Origin of the sequence: Streptomyces iconiensis (assembly GCF_028657195.3) — a bacterium.
Classification (GTDB): domain Bacteria; phylum Actinomycetota; class Actinomycetes; order Streptomycetales; family Streptomycetaceae; genus Streptomyces; species Streptomyces iconiensis.
Genome location: NZ_JANCPR020000002.1, coordinates 54,409 through 71,172, shown reverse-complemented (window position 1 = coordinate 71,172; position 16,764 = coordinate 54,409). Strand labels below are relative to the sequence as shown.

The following is a 16,764-nucleotide window of genomic DNA, read 5'->3' as shown; positions in this document are numbered from 1 at the left end:
GTCCACGGTGGACACCATGGCTGGGCAAAGATTCTGCATGTGGATATCCAATTGCCGGGAAATGGTCTTCCCGTCGGCGGAACCCGGAGGATTCTGCTCAGTACATGGAACCTCCATGTACTGAGGGGCTGTTGAGGCTCTCAGGTGTGCCGGTATCGGAAAGGGCCCACCGTGGCAAAGCGTGGCGGATCCCGGAGGAGAGTGGAGAGCGCGGCGGACGAGGTGGCCGAACGGCTCTTCCGCGCCGGGCAGTTGCTGAACGGAAAGCCGACGACGCCGGACACGCGTGCTGTCTTCCGTGCTGATCAGAGCGTCAACGACGCGCCGTACCGGGAGCGTTGGGCACACGACAAGGTGGTGCGCTCCACCCATGGAGTGAACTGCACGGGTTCCTGTTCATGGAACGTCTATGTCAAGGACGGGATCATCGCCTGGGAGACGCAGGCGACCGACTATCCGACGACGGGGCCCGACCGTCCCGAATACGAACCACGTGGATGCCCTCGCGGCGCTTCTTTCTCCTGGTACACATATTCGCCCACCCGCGTGCGTCATCCCCACGCACGCGGCGTGCTGGTCGAGATGTACCGCGAGGCGAAAACGCGGCTGGGCGACCCGGTGGCGGCCTGGGCCGAGATCACCGGAGATCCGGAGAAGAGGCGGCGCTATCAGTCGGCCCGGGGGAGGGGCGGGCTGGTGCGGATCGGCTGGGACGAGGCGCTGGAGATCGCCGCGGCGGCGCATGTGCACACCCTCGCGGCACACGGCCCCGACCGCATCGCCGGGTTCTCGCCGATCCCGGCGATGTCCATGGCCTCGCACGCCGTGGGCGCCCGCTTCCACGCACTGCTCGGCGCCACGATGCTCTCCTTCTACGACTGGTACGCCGACCTGCCCATCGCCTCCCCGCAGGTGTTCGGCGACCAGACCGACGTGCCCGAATCCGGTGACTGGTGGGACGCGGCCTATCTGATGCTGTGGGGCTCCAACGTGCCCGTCACGCGCACACCGGACGCGCACTGGATGACCGAGGCCCGCTACCGGGGCCAGAAGGTCGTCGTGGTGTCGCCCGACTACTCCGACGCGACGAAGTTCGCCGACGAGTGGCTGCACCCGCACCCGGGCACCGACGGCGCCGTGGCCATGGCGATGGGCCACGTGATCCTCACCGAGTGCTTCGTGCGGCGCGAGGTCCCGTACTTCACCGACTACGTCAAGCGCTTCACCGACCTGCCGTTCCTCGTCGAACTGGAACCACCGCGCGAGGGCGAGGACGACGGGGCGCACCGTCCCGGCCGGATGGTCACGGCGGCCGATCTGGGCCTCGCGCAGAACGCGGACGCCGGAGCACGGCGCTGGATGCCCGTCGTGCTGGACCGGGAGAGCGCGGCACCCGTGGTGCCCAACGGCACGCTGGGCGACCGCTGGACCAAGGGCGGCGAGGGCCGCTGGAACCTGGACCTGGGCGACCTGGACCCCGTACTGAGCCTGTACGCGCCCCGGGCGGAGAGCGTGCGGGTCCTGCTGCCGCGCTTCGACGAGCCCGGCGGGACGCTGCGCCGCGGCGTACCCGTACGCCGCGTCGGCGGACGGCTGGTGACCACCGTCTTCGACCTGCTGCTCGCGCGCTACGCCGTACGGCGCGAGGGCCTTGAGGGGCAGTGGCCCGCCTCGTACGAGGACGCGTCGCTGCCGTGCACACCCGCCTGGCAGGAGGCGATCACCTCGGTACCCGCAGCCGCCGTTGTGCGCGCCGCACGGGAGTTCGCGCGGACCGCCGAGGCGACACGCGGCCGGTGCATGATCGTCATGGGCGCCGGCACCAACCACTGGTTCCACTCCGACACCATCTACCGCTCCTTCCTCTCCCTGCTGCTGCTCACCGGCTGCCAGGGCGTCAACGGCGGCGGCTGGGCGCACTACGTGGGCCAGGAGAAGGTCCGTCCGTACGCGGGCTGGCAGCAGTTGTCGACAGCGGCCGACTGGGTACGCCCGTCGCGGCAGATGGCGGGCACCCCGTACTGGTACACGCACACCGACCAGTGGCGCTACGAGCAGGCACCCGCCGACGCGCTCGCCTCTCCGGCGGGCCGGGGCCTGTTCGCGGGGGCGCACACCGCCGACCTCGTGGCGCGCTCTGCGCGGCGGGGCTGGATGCCGTCCTACCCCACCTTCGCCGCCAACCCGCTCGACCTCGGCGACCGTGCGCACGCGGCCGGCGCTGACCCGGCGAGCTGGGTGGCCGGCGAACGGGACGCCGGGCGGCTGGAGTTCGCCTGCGAGGACCCGGACGCGCCCGCCAACTGGCCCCGCGTACTGACGGTATGGCGGGCCAACCTCATCGGCTCCTCGGCCAAGGGCAACGAGTTCTTCCTGCGCCATCTGCTCGGCGCGCAGGACAACGCAGCGGCGCCCGAGGCCCCGCCCGGGCACAGGCCGCGCGAGGTGACCTGGCGGCAGGAGGCGCCCCGGGGAAAGCTGGACCTGCTGCTCGCACTGGACTTCCGGATGACCTCCACCACCCTCTGCGCCGACCTCGTGCTGCCCGCCGCCACCTGGTACGAGAAGCACGACCTGTCCAGCACCGACATGCACCCCTTCGTGCACGCCTTCTCTCCCGCGATCAGCCCGCCGTGGCAGGCCCGTACGGACTTCGAGATCTTCCACGGGCTGGCGGCGAAGCTCAGCGAACTCGCCCACGGCAGGCTGGACGTCCGGCGCGACCTGGTCGCCACGGCGCTCCAGCACGACACCGCCGACGAGACACCGCCGGAAGGCCCGACGGGGCCGCGTTACGCGCTGGTGGAGCGCGACTACACCGCTGTCGCCGACAAGCTCGCCGCGCTGGGGCCCCGCGCCGACGAGGAGGGCATGACGGTGCGCGGCGTCACCGTGGGCACCCGCGCCGAGAGCCGGTGGCTGTCCGCGCGGTGCGGCAACGCCGGGAGCGGGCCCGCGAAGGGCCGCCCGCTGCTGAACACCGACGTGAAGCTGTGCGAGGCGATCCTCGCGCTGTCCGGCACCACCAACGGGCGCGTAGCGGCCGAGGGCTTCCGCGCGCTCGCCGAACGCTGCGGCGCTGCCTCGGGCCTTGAGGAACTGGCCACCGAGGTCGCGGGCCGGCGCGTGGTGTTCTCCGACACCCAGGCACGCCCCGTGCAGGTGGGCGCGAGCTTCGAGTGGTCGGGCAAGGAGGGGCCGGAGCGCCGCTATGCGCCGTTCACCGTCAACACCGAGCACCGCAAGCCCTGGCACACCCTCACCGGGCGCCAGCACTTCTACCTGGACCACGAATGGATCGCCGAGTTCGGCGAGCAACTCCCCGTATACCGGCCCCCGTTGGACCTGGCGGCACTCGGCAGCCCCCTCGCGCCGCGCGCCGGGGACGCCGGGGCGCACGAGCGGTCGGTGACCGTGCGGTACGTGACCCCGCACTCGAAGTGGTCCATCCACTCCGAGTACCAGGAGAACCTGCTGATGCAGACCCTCGCGCGCGGCGGCCCCGTCATCTGGATCAGTCCGTCCGACGCCGGGGCGATCGGCGTGCGCGACAACGACTGGATCGAGGCCGTCAACGTCAACGGCGTCGTGGTGGCACGCGCCGTCGTCTCCCACCGCATGCCGGAGGGCACCGTCTTCATGTACCACGTACAGGAACGCCTCGTGAACGTGCCCAAGTCCGAGGCGACCGGGCGGCGCGGCGGGGTGCACAACGCCGTCACCCGGCTGCTCATCAAGCCCACCCACCTCGTCGGCGGGCACGCCCAGCTCTCCTTCGCGCCCAACTACTACGGGCCGACGGGAAACCAGCGCGACGCGGTGACCGTCATCCGCCGCCGCTCCCAGGAGGTGACGTACTGATGCCCCGTGGCGAAGCCACTCCCGGACGCGTCATGGCACAGGTCGCGATGGTCATGAACCTCGACAAGTGCATCGGCTGCCACACCTGTTCGGTCACCTGCAAGCAGACGTGGACCAACAGGACAGGCACCGAGTACGCCTGGTTCAACAACGTGGAGACCCGCCCCGGCCAGGGCTATCCGCGCCGCTACGAGGACCAGGACAGGTGGCGCGGCGGCTGGGAGCTGAAGCGCGGCAGGCTCGTGCCGCGCTCCGGCGGCAGGGCCCGCCGCCTCGCCCGGCTGTTCGCCAACCCCGAACTGCCCACGCTCGACGACTACTACGAGCCGTGGACCTACGACTACGCCAACCTCACCCAGGCACCGCTGGGCGACGACCTGCCCACGGCCCCGCCCCGCTCCCAGATCGACGGCCGCGCCATGGCGATCTCGGCGGGCCCCAACTGGGACGACGACCTCGGCGGCGGGCCCGGCCACACCGCCGCCGACCCCGTACTGGAGAAGATCAGCGACCAGGTACGGCTGGAGTACGAGCAGGCGTTCATGTTCTACCTCCCCCGGATCTGCGAGCACTGCCTCAACCCGTCCTGCGTGGCCGTCTGTCCCTCAGGCGCGATGTACAAGCGCATCGAGGACGGCATCGTCCTCGTCGACCAGGACAGGTGCAGGGGCTGGCGGATGTGCGTGTCCGGATGCCCGTACAAGAAGGTCTACTTCAACCACGCCACCGGCAAGGCCGAGAAGTGCACGCTGTGCTACCCGCGCATCGAGGCGGGCGAGCCGACCGTGTGCTCGGAGACGTGCGTGGGGAGGCTGCGCTATCTCGGGGTGATCCTCTACGACGCCGACCGGGTGGGCGAGGCGGCGTCCGTGGAGGACGAACAGGGCCTGTACGAGGCCCAGTTGGGCTGCTTCCTCGACCCCGCCGACCCCGGGGTCGCCCGCGCCGCCGAGGAGGCGGGCATCCCGCACGACTGGGTGACCGCCGCACGCGAGTCCCCCGTGCACGCGCTGATCAGCCGGTACAGGGTGGCACTGCCGCTGCACCCGGAGTACCGCACGATGCCCATGGTCTGGTACGTCCCCCCGCTGTCCCCCGTCGTCGACGCGCTGACCAGGACAGGACACGACGGTGAGGCACCCGAGAGCCTGTTCGGCGCCATCGACACGCTCCGCATCCCCCTGGCCTACCTCGCCGAACTGTTCACCGCAGGCGACACCGAGCCCGTCGAGGCGGCCCTGTGCCGCCTGGCCGCGATGCGCACCACCATGCGCCGAGTCAACCTCGGCCAGGAACCCGACCCGGACATCGCACGCTCCGTCGGCATGACCGAGGAGGAGATCCACGCGATGTACCGGCTGCTCGCGCTCGCCAAGTACGAGGAGCGCTACGTCATCCCCACCAGCTACACCGCCGAGCACGGCAGCCCTGTGGACACCGGATGCAGCCTGGAGGAGGCGGGCGGCCCCGGCATGTACGACCCGGACGGCTTCCACACCGCTCCCGCCGCCCCTCCCGCCCCCGGAACCGCCACCGCTCCCGCCACCGACCCCTCGGGAGCCTCACTCGCAGGCCGCCTCAACCTCCTCAACTGGGACGGCCGGGGGCGGCCCGACGGACTCTTCCCCCGCCAGGAGGGACCGGCATGAAGCGCGACCCCGTCCTGTACCAGGCCGCCTCCCTCGTCCTGCGGCACCCGGACCAGGAGTGGCCCGAGCGGCTCTCGCTGGTCACCGAGGCGCTGACGGACCTGCCTGGCTCCCCGGCCCGCCTGCTGCGCGGCTTCTGCGCCGAGGTCGCCCCCGTGCCCCAACTGGAGCTGTCCGCGCGGTACATCACCACCTTCGACCGCAGCAGGCGGCGCACCCTGCACCTCACGTACTACACGGACGGCGACACCCGCCGCAGGGGCGCCTCGCTGCTGCGCTGGCGGCAGCTGTACGCGGCACACGGCTGGTATCCGCCCGAGGACGAACTGCCCGACTTCCTGCCCCTGGCACTGGAGTTCGCGGCCCGCTGCCCACGCCAGGGACGCCGCGCGCTCCAGGACCACAGGGCAGCGCTCGAACTGCTCCGTATCGCGCTGGAGGACCACCACAGCCCGTACGCCGCCGTCGTCACGGCGGTCTGCGCGACGCTGCCCGGGGCCTCACCCGCCGACCGCGCCGCCGCGCTGCGGCTCGCGCACACCGGGCCGCCCGCCGAGACCGTCGGGCTCCTTCCGTTCCCGGCCCGCCGCCCGGCCGGCGCCGCCACCGCCACCGCCACCCGCACCGAGGGGACACTCCGGTGAACCACCTGCACACCGCGCTGTGGGGCGTGCTCCCCTACCTCGCCTTCACCCTCCTCGTCGCGGGCACGGCATGGCGCTACCGCTACGACCGCTTCGGATTCACCACGCGCTCCAGCCAGTTGCACGAGCACAGGCTGCTCAGCATCGGCGGGCCCCTCTTCCACGCGGGCCTGCTCTTCGTCCTCGCCGGACATGTCGTCGGCCTGGTCGTCCCCAAGTCGCTGACCGAACGCATGCACGTGCCCGAGTGGCTGTACCACCTCAACGCGCTCGCCGTGGGCGGCACAGCCGGGCTGGCCACCGTCGCCGGGCTGGCGATCCTGGTGCACCGGCGGCTGCGCTCCCCGGCGGTACGGGCCGCGACCAGCCGCAGCGACCTGGCCGTCTACCCGGTGCTGGCCGCCGTCCTCGTCTGCGGCCTCGCGGCGACGGCGACCACGCTGGAGGCCCATCCCTACGACTACCGGGAAGGCGTCGCCGTCTGGTTCCGCTCCCTGTTCACGCTGGACCCGGACGTCGCCGCCATGGCGCACGCTCCGTTCGTCTACCAGCTCCACGCGCTGCTCGCGATGGCGCTGTTCACGCTCTGGCCCTTCAGCCGCCTCGTCCACGCTTTCACCGCACCGGTCGCCTACCTCGCCCGGCCCTACATCGTCTACCGCCACCGTGGAAGCGGCACCCGCCCGGCCCCGCAGCACCGCCGAATCGGGTGATCCTCCGTATGTATGACGCCAGTAACCCCTGTGGACGTGGTCGGGTTGGGGGCGATGACATAAGTGTGGTCGGTTCTACGGGTCAGGAGATGGAACGGTGTCCGAGCTGTCGGTTCAGGGATTCGACGAGGGGGCTCTCGCCGACCTGCTGCACGAGTACTTCGGGGTGACGGCTGACAGCCTCCGCCCCTCGGCGACATTCGACGACCTCGGTCTCGACTCGCTCGGTCTCATGGAGCTGGCCGTCGCGCTGGAGGACCGCAGCGGCGTCGAGATGGCGGACCAGCTCGCCGACCTGACCCCCGCCAGCACCCTGTCCGAAGCGGCCCGCGTGATCGAGCGCGCCGTCACCGAGGGCGCCGGCGGTTGACATGGAAGCGCGAGGGCATGCCGTGGTGACCGGGATCGGCCTGGTCACGCCGGGCGGCTGTGACCCGGAGGTCAACTGGAAGGCCGTCGCGGCCGGGCGCTCCCTGGCCGCCACCGACCCCGCACTCGCGGGGCTCCCCGTGGACATGTCCTGCGCCGTACGGGACTTCGACCCGGTCGTGGAGTTCGGTACCCGCCTGGCCCGCAGGCTCGACCCGTTCGCACACTTCGGCCTCGCAGCCGCGCGCCGCGCCGTCGAGGACGCACGGCTGCCGCTCACGGAGGCGACGGCGCCGCGTGTGGGCGTCGTCTTCGGTGTCGGCGGCAACAGCCTGCACACCTACGCGCGGGAGTTCGACAGGCTCGGAGCCGCGCGCCCCGCCGCCGTCTCGCCCCTCGCCGTCCCCCGCAGCGTGCCCAACATGGTGGCGGGTGAGGTCGCCTGCGACCTCGGTGCCCAGGGCCCCAACTTCGTCGTCTCCAGCGCCTGTGCCTCCGGAGCGCACGCCCTCGCCGTCGCCAGGGACCTGCTGCTCGGCGGGGCCTGCGACGTCGTGCTCGCGGGCGGCAGCGAATCGGGCAGGGCACCCATGACGGCAGCCTGCTTCGCCCGTATGCGGGCGCTGTCCACGCGCACCCGGGCACCCGAACTCGCCTGCCGCCCCTTCGACTCCGGGCGCGACGGCTTCGTCCTGGGAGAGGGCGCTGCCGTCCTGGTACTGGAGAGCCCCCGCTTCGCCGGCGCGCGGGGTGCGCAGCGGCGGGCGCTGCTGCTGGGCGCCGGTTCCTCCGCCGACGCGCGGCACCCCACCTCGCCCCACCCGGAGGGCGCCGGCGCCGAACTCGCCGTGCGGCAGGCGCTCGCCGACGCGGGCTGCTCGCCCCGGGACATCGGGCACATCAACGCGCACGGCACCTCCACGCCGACCGGGGACGCGGCCGAAGCCCGCGCGCTGCTCCGCCTGTTCGGCGGGGCACCGCCGCCGGTGACCGCCACCAAGGGAGTGCTGGGTCACGCGCTGGGTGCCTCGGGCGCCATCGAGGCCGCGCTGACCGTGCTCGCGCTGGAGCGCCAGGAGATCCCGCCCACGGCCAACCTCACGGACCAGGACCCGGGACACGAACTCGACCTGGTCACCTCGCACCCGCGCGAGTGCGCCTTCGGGTTGGCGCTGTCCACGTCCTTCGGCTTCGGCGGCCAGAACGCCGCACTCGTCCTCGCGGCGGCCTGAGCACCCGGTTGCCGCACTCGCTCCGTACCCGCGCCGCACCCGCTCCGCCGGGGCTCCTGCGCCCCCTGCCCCCCGCCCCTCTCCGGCTCCCCGCGGTCACCGTCTCCAGGGGCCCTCGGGGTCGTCGTACGCCGCGATGTAGTCGCGTGCCGCGAGCGGTGCCCCGGCGAACATCTCGTCCGGCACGGCGAACGCGGCCACCAGCTCAGGTGCCGCCTTCGCCACCCGCGCCGTCACCTGCTCGGTGAGCACGGGCAGTTCGTCGATGTGCCGTTCCGCGAGGTGGCCGTGGCGCAGCAGGTCCCCGCTGTGCTCGCGTACCGCGCGCAGCGTGAACAGCAGATGCAGGTTCCGCAGCGGCTCCCCGGCCGCCGTGGCGGTCGCGGCCGGCGCGGCGAGCGCGAGGGCCGCGTGCCGGTGTGCGTACAGGTCGACGGCGCGGAGCGCGGGCCCTATCGCGGCGTTCCTGCGGGCCAGCGCCTCGGCGGGGGCCCGCCGCATCGCGGTGCGTGCGCGGTCGAGCCAGAGGTCCTCGGCCGTCGCGAGGAGCCCGTGCAGGAAGGCGGGGTCCGTGAGTTCACCGGTGGCCTGGCGTCCCACGCGCGGGTCGCCCGGCTTCGGGACGCGCCGCGCGTACAGGAGTTCGCTTGCTGCCTTGACCATGACGGCCTGGTTGTCGCCCTCCGCCGTGATGGCGCCCTCCACGGCGGTGAGCTGGCCCGCGATGCCGTTGTGCGACAGCAGGCCCTGGGCGCCACAACGTTCCCGCACCTCTGTGGCGATGCTCCGGCCCTGCCAGGTGATCCACGCCTTGGCGACCGACACGAGCCGCGCGTTCGCGGCCCGCTCCCGCTCCCCGGCCCCGCGACCGCCCGTGCCGCCCGCACCGCCGGCGCCCGCCGCACCGTCTGCGCCGCCCAGGTGGTCGGCGTGGGCCGACCAGCGGCGTACGGCGTCCTGGTAGAGCATCGTCATCGCATAGGTCGTCGCCAGCGCCTCGGCCAGCGGTCCGTGGTGGCTGCGCAGCGCGGCGACGGGCAGGGTCGAACCCGTGGTGAGCCCCGACACATGGCGGTTGGCCGCGTAGCGGAAGGCCAGGGTCAGCAGGGCGCGACAGCTGCCGACGGTCACCGCGCTCATGCACAGTTTGCCGGTCATCACCCGCTGCAAGGAGGTCAGGAACCGGCGTCGCTGGTCCTTGATGCCGCTGGTGAACACGCCCTCGGCCGTCAAGTGGCTGTGCGTGCCCGTGAGCAGCGCGCGCCGGGGGAGCGGCACCCGGTCGAAGGAGGTCAGGCAGTGGTCCATAGGGCTGCCGAGCCGGGCCGGCAGCCTGCGCACCCGCACTCCGGGGAGCGGCCCCGCCGCGTCCGTGAGCGGCGTCAGAAACAGGAACACCCCGTGATCGGTGCCCCCCACCCGCAGCCGCGCGGCCACCAGGCCGGCCTTCGGACCGCCCGTACAGCTCGTGTTGGGCATGAACTTCTGCGCACCCGCCGACGGGGTGTGCAGCGTGAAGCCGTCGCGTGCGGGGTCGTAGACGGCCGTGGTCTCCACGGCCGCGGCGTCGTTGCCGTGCGCGACCTCGGTCATCAGGAAGGTACCTACCTCCCTGAGCGTGAGGTAGGGGGCCAACTCGGCCTGTGTACGCCCGCCCTGGTCCAGGAGGCTGCCCAGGAACAGGTTGTAGTGGATGGTCGAGACGCTCGCCAGCGTGGGGTCCACAAAGCCCAGCCACTCGTGCATACGTGCCAGTGCCGCCGGGTCACCCACAAGGTCCAGTGGGTTTCCGATGACGTCGTTCAGCAGCCGCAGTCGCCTGTAGGCGGTACGCAGTCCCTCCTCGGGCGACGCCGTGAAGTCCGGGCGGAACGGGGCCGACGCCAGCAGGCGCCGCCAGAGGTCGTGTGCCGCCTCGCCACCGGCGTCGTGCTCGCCGTCCTGGCCGAACAGCACCCGCCTGAGGGCCGTTGACGCGCCGCTCGTGATCGTTGTCGCGTGCGCGGCCGAAGCCGTGTCCGCCGTTGTGTCTGGCGTCGTTATCACGCGACACCCAACGAAGCGGGCGCTGGCGAGGCACGCATGCCCCGGAGCGCCCGACCGGGGCCCGACGCGATCTCATCACGACGAGTGACATCGCGAGTGCCGCGTGTGTGCGTGCGGGGTAACCTGCCGCTCATGCTCGTAGACGCTTCCGGACCGGAGGACGGGCCTCGCCACGGTCCGGATCCCGCGCCGCTCACCGATCGTGAGGCGACAGCCGAGAGGCTGCTCGCCGCCTCAGCCCGGCACTCCTACGACCCCGGTACGGACGTGGACTGGGACGCGCCGCTGGAGCCCGGCGGCTGGTTCATGCCACCCGAACTGCTCTCGCTGCACGGCACACCCCTGTGGGACGCGATGCCGCACGAGCAGCGGCTGGAACTGTCACGGCACGAGCTGTCGGCGTGGACCTCGCGGGGCATCTGGTTCGAGATCATCCTGCTCCAGCTGCTCGCCCGGCACATCTACGACAAGCCGTTCACCAGCGCACATGCCCGCTACGCGCTGACCGAGATCGCCGACGAGTGCCGGCACTCGCTGATGTTCGTGCGGATGCTCGGCAAGTGCGGGGCGCCGCCGTACCCCGTGTCCCGCCCCCTGCACCAGGTGGCGCGCGCCGTCAAGACCTGCTCCAGCACTCCGGCCTCGTTCTCGGCGACCCTCTTCGGCGAGGAGATCAGCGACTGGATGCAGCGGATCACGATGCGGGACGAGCGGGTGCAGCCCCTCGTGCGCGAGGTCTTCCGTATCCACGTCATCGAGGAGGCCCGCCATGTCCGGTACGCACGCGAGGAGTTGCGGCGCCTCGCCGCCGCCCAGCCCCGCTGGCGGCGTACCTGTACCGAGCTGAACGTGACGGCGCTCGCGCTGCTGCTGACCGACGCCTATGTGCGCGGCGATGTCTACGCCGCCGTCGGGCTGCCTCCCGCCGAGGCCATGCGCCAGGCGAAGGCGAGCGAGCTGCGCCGCCACCACATGCGCGAGGCCACGCGCAAACTCACCGCGTTCCTCCACGACATCGGCCTCCTCACCGCGGCCAGCCGTCCGATGTGGCGCCGCGCCGGGCTCCTGGCGTGAGGCGGTTCCGGCCGGTGGCGTGAGGCGGTTCCGGTCGGTCGGCCGGTCAGGTCGTGACGGCCTTCGCGGTGGTCAACGGGCCCCGCGCTGCGGGCATGCGAGCCCGGCGCCGGCTCAACGCTCGTCGCGCGGCGGGGCGATCTCCGCGATCAGCTTCTCCACGCGAGCCCTGATCTCGTCGCGTATGGGGCGTACGGCCTCGACGCCCTGGCCCGCCGGGTCCGCCAACTGCCAGTCCAGGTAACGCTTTCCGCTGAAGACCGGACAGGCATCGCCGCAGCCCATGGTCACGCACACGTCGGACGCCTGGACCGCTCCGGTGGTGAGCATCTTGGGGCTCTCGGCCGCGATGTCGATCCCGGCCTCACGCATGGCCTCGACCACGGCCGGGTTGACGGCGTCGGCGGGGGCCGAGCCGGCGGAGCGGACCTCGATACGGTCCCCGGCGAGATGCCGGAGCCAGGCGGCGGCCATCTGGGAGCGGCCCGCGTTGTGGACGCAGACGAACAGGACGGAGGGCTTGTCGGGCACGGCGGTCTCGCTTCTGTCGCTCTGCGTGCGGCGGCGCCGGTGGCGTGTGGCGGCGCGCGGTGGGCCATCGAGTCAGTGGTGGCTGGTGTCACTCGCGAATGATGTGAGAGTATCAGCGCATGATGATGTCAGCCAGCCCTGAAGTGATCCGGGTCCCGGAGGGTGCCGATCTGATCCGGGTCATCGCGGACCCGCTCAGGTACCAGATCGTCACCCTCCTCGCCCGCGAGACCCTGTGCACCACGCATCTCGTGGAGGAGACGGGGGCACGGCAGACGAACCTCTCCAACCATCTGCGCGTCCTGCGCGAGGCCGGTGTCGTGGAGACCGAGCCCTGTGGCAGGTTCACGTACTACAAGCTGCGGCCCGAGGTGCTGACCTCGCTGGCCGGCGCCTTCACGGAGCTGGCCGAGACGGCGCGGACGACGATCGCCACCGACCGGAAGAGGTCGTGTCCGTGACCGAGACCCAGGCTCCCACCCCTACCCCCGCTGCCTCCTCCGGGGACGCGTCCCCCGGGGCGGGTGTCGCGCGCAAGCTCTCCACCCTCGACCGCTACCTCGCCGTATGGATCCTGCTGGCGATGGCGGCGGGACTCGGGCTCGGACGGGCCATCCCGGGTCTGAACAGCGTGCTCAGCAAGGTCGAGGTCGGCGGGATCTCGCTGCCGATCGCGTTCGGGCTGCTGGTGATGATGTATCCGGTGCTGGCCAAGGTCCGCTACGACAAGCTGGACACCGTGACGGGTGACCGCAGGCTGATGGTCTCCTCGCTGGTCATCAACTGGCTCGTCGGTCCTGCCGTGATGTTCGCGCTCGCGTGGATCTTCCTGCCCGATCTGCCCGAGTACCGCACCGGGTTGATCATCGTCGGGCTGGCCCGCTGTATCGCCATGGTCATCATCTGGAACGACCTGGCCTGCGGTGACCGCGAGGCCGCGGCCGTACTGGTCGCGCTCAACTCCGTCTTCCAGGTCATCGCCTTCGGCCTGCTCGGCTGGCTCTACCTCGACCTGCTGCCCGGATGGCTGGGCCTGGGCGAGGGGCAGCACCTCGACATCTCGATGGGGAAGATCGCGCTCAACGTCGTCATCTTCCTCGGCGTCCCGCTCGTCGCCGGGTTCCTCACCCGCCGTATCGGCGAGCGGCGCATGGGACAGGAAGCGTACGAGCGGAAGTTCCTGCCGAGGATCGGCCCGTTCGCGCTCTACGGCCTGCTGTTCACCATCGTGATCCTCTTCGCGCTCCAGGGGAAGACGATCACCTCTCAGCCGCTGGACGTCGTCCGTATCGCGCTGCCGCTGCTCGTCTACTTCGCGGTCATGTGGTTCGGCACGTTCGCGCTGGGCAAGGCGATCGGTCTGGCCTACGACCGCTCGGCCACGCTCGCCTTCACCGCTGCGGGCAACAACTTCGAGCTGGCCATCGCGGTGGCCATCGCCACGTTCGGGGTGACCAGCGGACAGGCGCTCTCCGGCGTCGTCGGCCCGCTCATCGAGGTGCCCGTACTGATCGCCCTCGTCTATGTCTCCCTCGCCTGGCGCCGCAGGTTCAGCTCTCCGGCCGTCCACGGCGGCATCCCGCCCGCCCGCTGATCCACGCCGGCCGCGCCGGCCGGCGCTCGCCCCCGGCGGGGCTGCTCGCGGGCGCGGGCGGTCAGCGTGCGCTGACCATCGTGCCCATGCGTGCGAGCACGCCGGGGGCGACGCGGTAGTAGACCCAGGTGCCGCGGCGCTCGGAGGTGACGAGTCCGGCGTCGCGGAGCTTCTTGAGGTGGTGGCTGACCGTGGGCTGGGAGACGCCGAGGTCGCCCAGGTCGCAGACGCAGACCTCGCCGCCCGAGTGGGAGGCGACGCGGGAGAAGAGCAGGACGCGTACGGGGTCGCCGAGGGCCTTGAACATCTCCGCCATCGTGCGCGCGTCCTCCGCTGACAGGTCGGGGGAGGTGAGGGGCGGGCAGCAGGGCGCCACCTCCGGTGCGTCCTTCCCCTCGGGCATGCCCGTCGGCGTGGCCGTGGCCGTGGCCTCCGGCGCCCGGGGTGGTGCCTCGTGCGTTTCCTTGAGTTTCGACACCCCTCAATATTGACATCCATCAATACAGAGTGCCAGGGTGAAGGTGCTGGATCGATGAATGTCGAATCAGGTGTACGGGAGCCGAATCAGCTGTGACGGGTCAGCTGTGACGAGAGCCGGATCAGCGGCAGGAACAGCAGAAGCAACGGAAACAGCAGTCACAGCAGGTACAGCAGGCACAGCCGAATGAGGGAGACAGGAGAAGGCATGAACGAGTCACAGCCGTCCCGGCTGCCCGTGGCGGTCATCGGTGCCGGACCGATCGGCCTGGCCACCGCCGCCTCGCTGCTGGAACGCGGGCTGGAACCGCTGGTGCTGGAGGCGGGCCCGCACGCGGGCACCGCCGTACGGGAGTGGGGGCACGTGCGGCTTTTCTCCACCTGGGACGAGGTCATCGCGCCCGCCGCCGAGAAGCTGCTCGCTCCCACCGGCTGGGAGCGGCCCGAAGGCGGCACGTACCCCTCGGGCGCCGACTGGGCCGAGCGGTATCTCCAGCCGCTCGCCGACGCGTTGGGCGCACGGGTCCGCTACGGCGTACGCGTCACCGGCGTCTCCCGGACGGGGCGCGACCGCGTGGTCGACTCCGAGCGCGCTGGGCAGCCCTTCGCGCTGCACCTGGCAGCTCCGGACGGCGGCGAGGAACGTGTGCCGGCCCGCGCGGTCGTCGACGCCTCCGGCACCTGGGCGACCCCGGGCCCGCTCGGCGGCAACGGGCTGCACGCGCTGGGTGAGCGCGCGGCGGCCGACCGGATCAGCTACCGCGTGCCCGACCTGGACGACCCCGCCGTACGGGCCCGTTACGCGGGCAGGCGTACCGCCGTCGTCGGCTCGGGCGCCTCCGCCTTCACGGTGCTGGCGGGCCTCGCCTCCCTCGCCGGGGACGAGCCGGGCACCCATGCGACGTGGGTGCTGCGGCGCGGTATCGGCGGGGACACCTTCGGCGGCGGCGAGGACGACCAGCTTCCCGCACGCGGCGCCCTCGGCCTGCGTGCCAAGGCCGCCGTCGACGCGGGGCACGCCACGGCGGTGACCGGATTCCGCACCGAGGCCGTCGAGCGGGAAGGCACCGGCGGCCTGGGCGGCGGTGGCGGCGAGGGCTCCGGTGGCGAGGGTGCCGGTGCGGGGCGGCGGCTGGTCCTGGTCGCCGAGGACGGGCGCCGCCTCGAACCCGTTGACGAGGTGATCGTCCTGACCGGCTTCCGCCCGGACCTGACCTACGTGAACGAACTGCGCCTCGCCCTCGACGAGCGGCTCCAGGCCCCCGTCGGGGTCGCCCCGCTCATCGACCCGAACGTGCACTCCTGCGGCACCGTCTACCCGCACGGCGCCTCGGAGCTGTCCCACCCGGAGGCCGATGTCTACCTGCTGGGCATGAAGAGCTACGGCCGTGCTCCGACGTTCCTCGCCATGACCGGCTACGAACAGGCACGCTCCGTCGCCGCCGCGCTCGACGGTGACCACGAGGCCGCCGCCCGCGTCGAGTTGATCCTCGCCGAGACCGGGGTCTGCGGCGGCTCGGGACTCTTCGACGAACCCGCACGGGAGGCGGCCGGCGGCTGCTGCGGCACCACGGTGGCGGCCGGCGGGAGCTGAGCCCGCTCAGGCGGCCGGACCCGCATGGGTGGCGGGGCTCGCTGGGATCGGGCTGACTCGCGCATCCGGGCTCGCCCGGGCGCTCGGGCCGGCTCGGGCGGGCGTCACGCCGGGAGCATCGTGGCCACGAAGTGGGCGCGGTCCGCGGGGTGTTCGCCGAACCAGCTGCCCAGGCGATGTGTCGCCTCCGGGTACTCGACGGGGGTGAGGCGGGCCCGTTCGGTGAGTGCGGCACGGATCGCGCGGGTGACGTCCGGCGGGATGACCTCGTCGGTACGGGGCACGGCGAGGACCGCGCGGCCCTCGTAGGCGCGCAGCGCGGCCAGCGCGGGGGAGTCGCGCCAGCTGCCGGGGCGGCGGATGATCTCGCTGAACGGTCCGTCGCCCGTACCGAAGGGCACTTCCCACGCCTCGGCGGCGTACACGGCCGGCGCGCACAGGCCGAGCGCCGTCACCCGGGGCCCGAAGTGACGGGCGAGGTCGGCGAGGGTCTGGCCGCTCATGCTGAACCCGACGAGCACGAGGGGCGCTTCGGCGGGGACCTGCCCCTCGATGACCGAGGCCGCCTGGTCGAAGCGGCGGCGCAGGCTCAGTTCGCCGAGGTGGCCCGAACTCTCCCCGTGCCCGGAGAAGTCGAAGGCCAGCGCGTCGTTTTCGCGCGCCGCGAAGTCCCTGACCAGCGGAAACAGGGGTGCCTTGTTACCGTTGCCCGCCCCGTGCAGGACCACGACGGTCGGCCGGGTGCCGCCGTGGTCCCGCACGGCGTGTACGCCGCTGAGCAGCTCGCCGTCGAAGGGGTGGGTGAAGGGGGTCAGTTGTGTCATCGGTCCATTCACTCATGGGCGTGTGGAAGGAACGGCGCCCCGTCAGGGGCGCGGGGAACGGCGCGCCAGGCCACGTTCCGTCCGCACTCCGCACACATGCCCAAGGGGCACCCCCTGCCCGGTGCAACACCCCGGCGCAACAACGCGGCACAGCAA

General features: G+C 72.1%; 14 protein-coding genes. 10 read left to right on the top strand and 4 right to left on the bottom strand.

Annotated elements, in window-relative coordinates:
- Nucleotides 1–201: 201 nt before the first annotated feature.
- From NMN56_RS02015 to NMN56_RS01990, 6 genes are all read left to right on the top strand, one after another.
- Nucleotides 202–3,861 (top strand): nitrate reductase subunit alpha, encoded by a 3,660-nt coding sequence (locus NMN56_RS02015; protein WP_274043639.1) that lies wholly within the window; start codon nt 202–204, stop codon nt 3,859–3,861.
- The gene (gene narH / locus NMN56_RS02010) at nt 3,861–5,510 is read left to right on the top strand and encodes a nitrate reductase subunit beta (RefSeq protein WP_274043640.1); all 1,650 of its coding nucleotides are present in this window, start codon (nt 3,861–3,863) and stop codon (nt 5,508–5,510) included. Before NMN56_RS02015 ends, narH begins: the two co-directional genes overlap by 1 nt.
- Nucleotides 5,507–6,154, top strand: a complete 648-nt coding sequence (gene narJ / locus NMN56_RS02005) for a nitrate reductase molybdenum cofactor assembly chaperone (protein WP_274043641.1) — start codon at nt 5,507–5,509, stop codon at nt 6,152–6,154. Before narH ends, narJ begins: the two co-directional genes overlap by 4 nt.
- Nucleotides 6,151–6,867 (top strand): respiratory nitrate reductase subunit gamma, encoded by a 717-nt coding sequence (narI, locus tag NMN56_RS02000; RefSeq protein ID WP_274043642.1) that lies wholly within the window; start codon nt 6,151–6,153, stop codon nt 6,865–6,867. The genes narJ and narI overlap by 4 nt, the downstream gene beginning before the upstream one ends.
- A 97-nt stretch (nt 6,868–6,964) precedes the next feature.
- Complete coding sequence (locus tag NMN56_RS01995; protein ID WP_274043643.1) at nt 6,965–7,237, top strand: acyl carrier protein; 273 nt, start codon at nt 6,965–6,967, stop codon at nt 7,235–7,237.
- 1 nt (nt 7,238) lies between these two features.
- Nucleotides 7,239–8,468 carry a beta-ketoacyl-[acyl-carrier-protein] synthase family protein gene (locus tag NMN56_RS01990; RefSeq protein ID WP_274043644.1) on the top strand — a complete coding sequence of 410 codons (1,230 nt, stop codon included), beginning with the start codon at nt 7,239–7,241 and terminating at the stop codon, nt 8,466–8,468.
- A 96-nt stretch (nt 8,469–8,564) separates the two neighbouring features.
- Here NMN56_RS01990 and NMN56_RS01985 read toward each other — a convergent pair whose 3' ends face one another.
- Nucleotides 8,565–10,514 carry an acyl-CoA dehydrogenase family protein gene (locus NMN56_RS01985; protein WP_274043645.1) on the bottom strand — a complete coding sequence of 650 codons (1,950 nt, stop codon included), beginning with the start codon at nt 10,512–10,514 and terminating at the stop codon, nt 8,565–8,567.
- A gap of 132 nt (nt 10,515–10,646) precedes the next feature.
- Here NMN56_RS01985 and NMN56_RS01980 point away from each other — a divergent pair, with 132 nt between their 5' ends.
- Nucleotides 10,647–11,588 (top strand): AurF N-oxygenase family protein, encoded by a 942-nt coding sequence (locus NMN56_RS01980; protein WP_274043646.1) that lies wholly within the window; start codon nt 10,647–10,649, stop codon nt 11,586–11,588.
- 114 nt (nt 11,589–11,702) lie between these two features.
- Here NMN56_RS01980 and NMN56_RS01975 read toward each other — a convergent pair whose 3' ends face one another.
- Complete coding sequence (locus NMN56_RS01975; RefSeq protein WP_274043647.1) at nt 11,703–12,119, bottom strand: arsenate reductase ArsC; 417 nt, start codon at nt 12,117–12,119, stop codon at nt 11,703–11,705.
- 125 nt (nt 12,120–12,244) lie between these two features.
- Here NMN56_RS01975 and NMN56_RS01970 point away from each other — a divergent pair, with 125 nt between their 5' ends.
- Together NMN56_RS01970 and arsB are read left to right on the top strand one after the other, a co-directional pair.
- Complete coding sequence (locus tag NMN56_RS01970; protein WP_274043710.1) at nt 12,245–12,580, top strand: ArsR/SmtB family transcription factor; 336 nt, start codon at nt 12,245–12,247, stop codon at nt 12,578–12,580.
- Nucleotides 12,577–13,713, top strand: a complete 1,137-nt coding sequence (gene arsB / locus NMN56_RS01965) for an ACR3 family arsenite efflux transporter (RefSeq protein ID WP_274043648.1) — start codon at nt 12,577–12,579, stop codon at nt 13,711–13,713. Before NMN56_RS01970 ends, arsB begins: the two co-directional genes overlap by 4 nt.
- A 61-nt stretch (nt 13,714–13,774) precedes the next feature.
- On the opposite strand, the gene NMN56_RS01960 is transcribed toward arsB, so the two are convergent.
- Complete coding sequence (locus NMN56_RS01960; RefSeq protein ID WP_274043712.1) at nt 13,775–14,116, bottom strand: ArsR/SmtB family transcription factor; 342 nt, start codon at nt 14,114–14,116, stop codon at nt 13,775–13,777.
- 282 nt (nt 14,117–14,398) lie between these two features.
- Between NMN56_RS01960 and NMN56_RS01955 the strand changes: the two genes are divergently transcribed.
- Nucleotides 14,399–15,784, top strand: coding sequence for an FAD-dependent oxidoreductase (locus tag NMN56_RS01955; protein ID WP_274043649.1), 1,386 nt, complete (start codon nt 14,399–14,401; stop codon nt 15,782–15,784).
- Between the two features lie 104 nt (nt 15,785–15,888).
- On the opposite strand, the gene NMN56_RS01950 is transcribed toward NMN56_RS01955, so the two are convergent.
- Nucleotides 15,889–16,608 (bottom strand): alpha/beta hydrolase, encoded by a 720-nt coding sequence (locus NMN56_RS01950; RefSeq protein ID WP_274043650.1) that lies wholly within the window; start codon nt 16,606–16,608, stop codon nt 15,889–15,891.
- Nucleotides 16,609–16,764 lie beyond the last annotated feature (156 nt).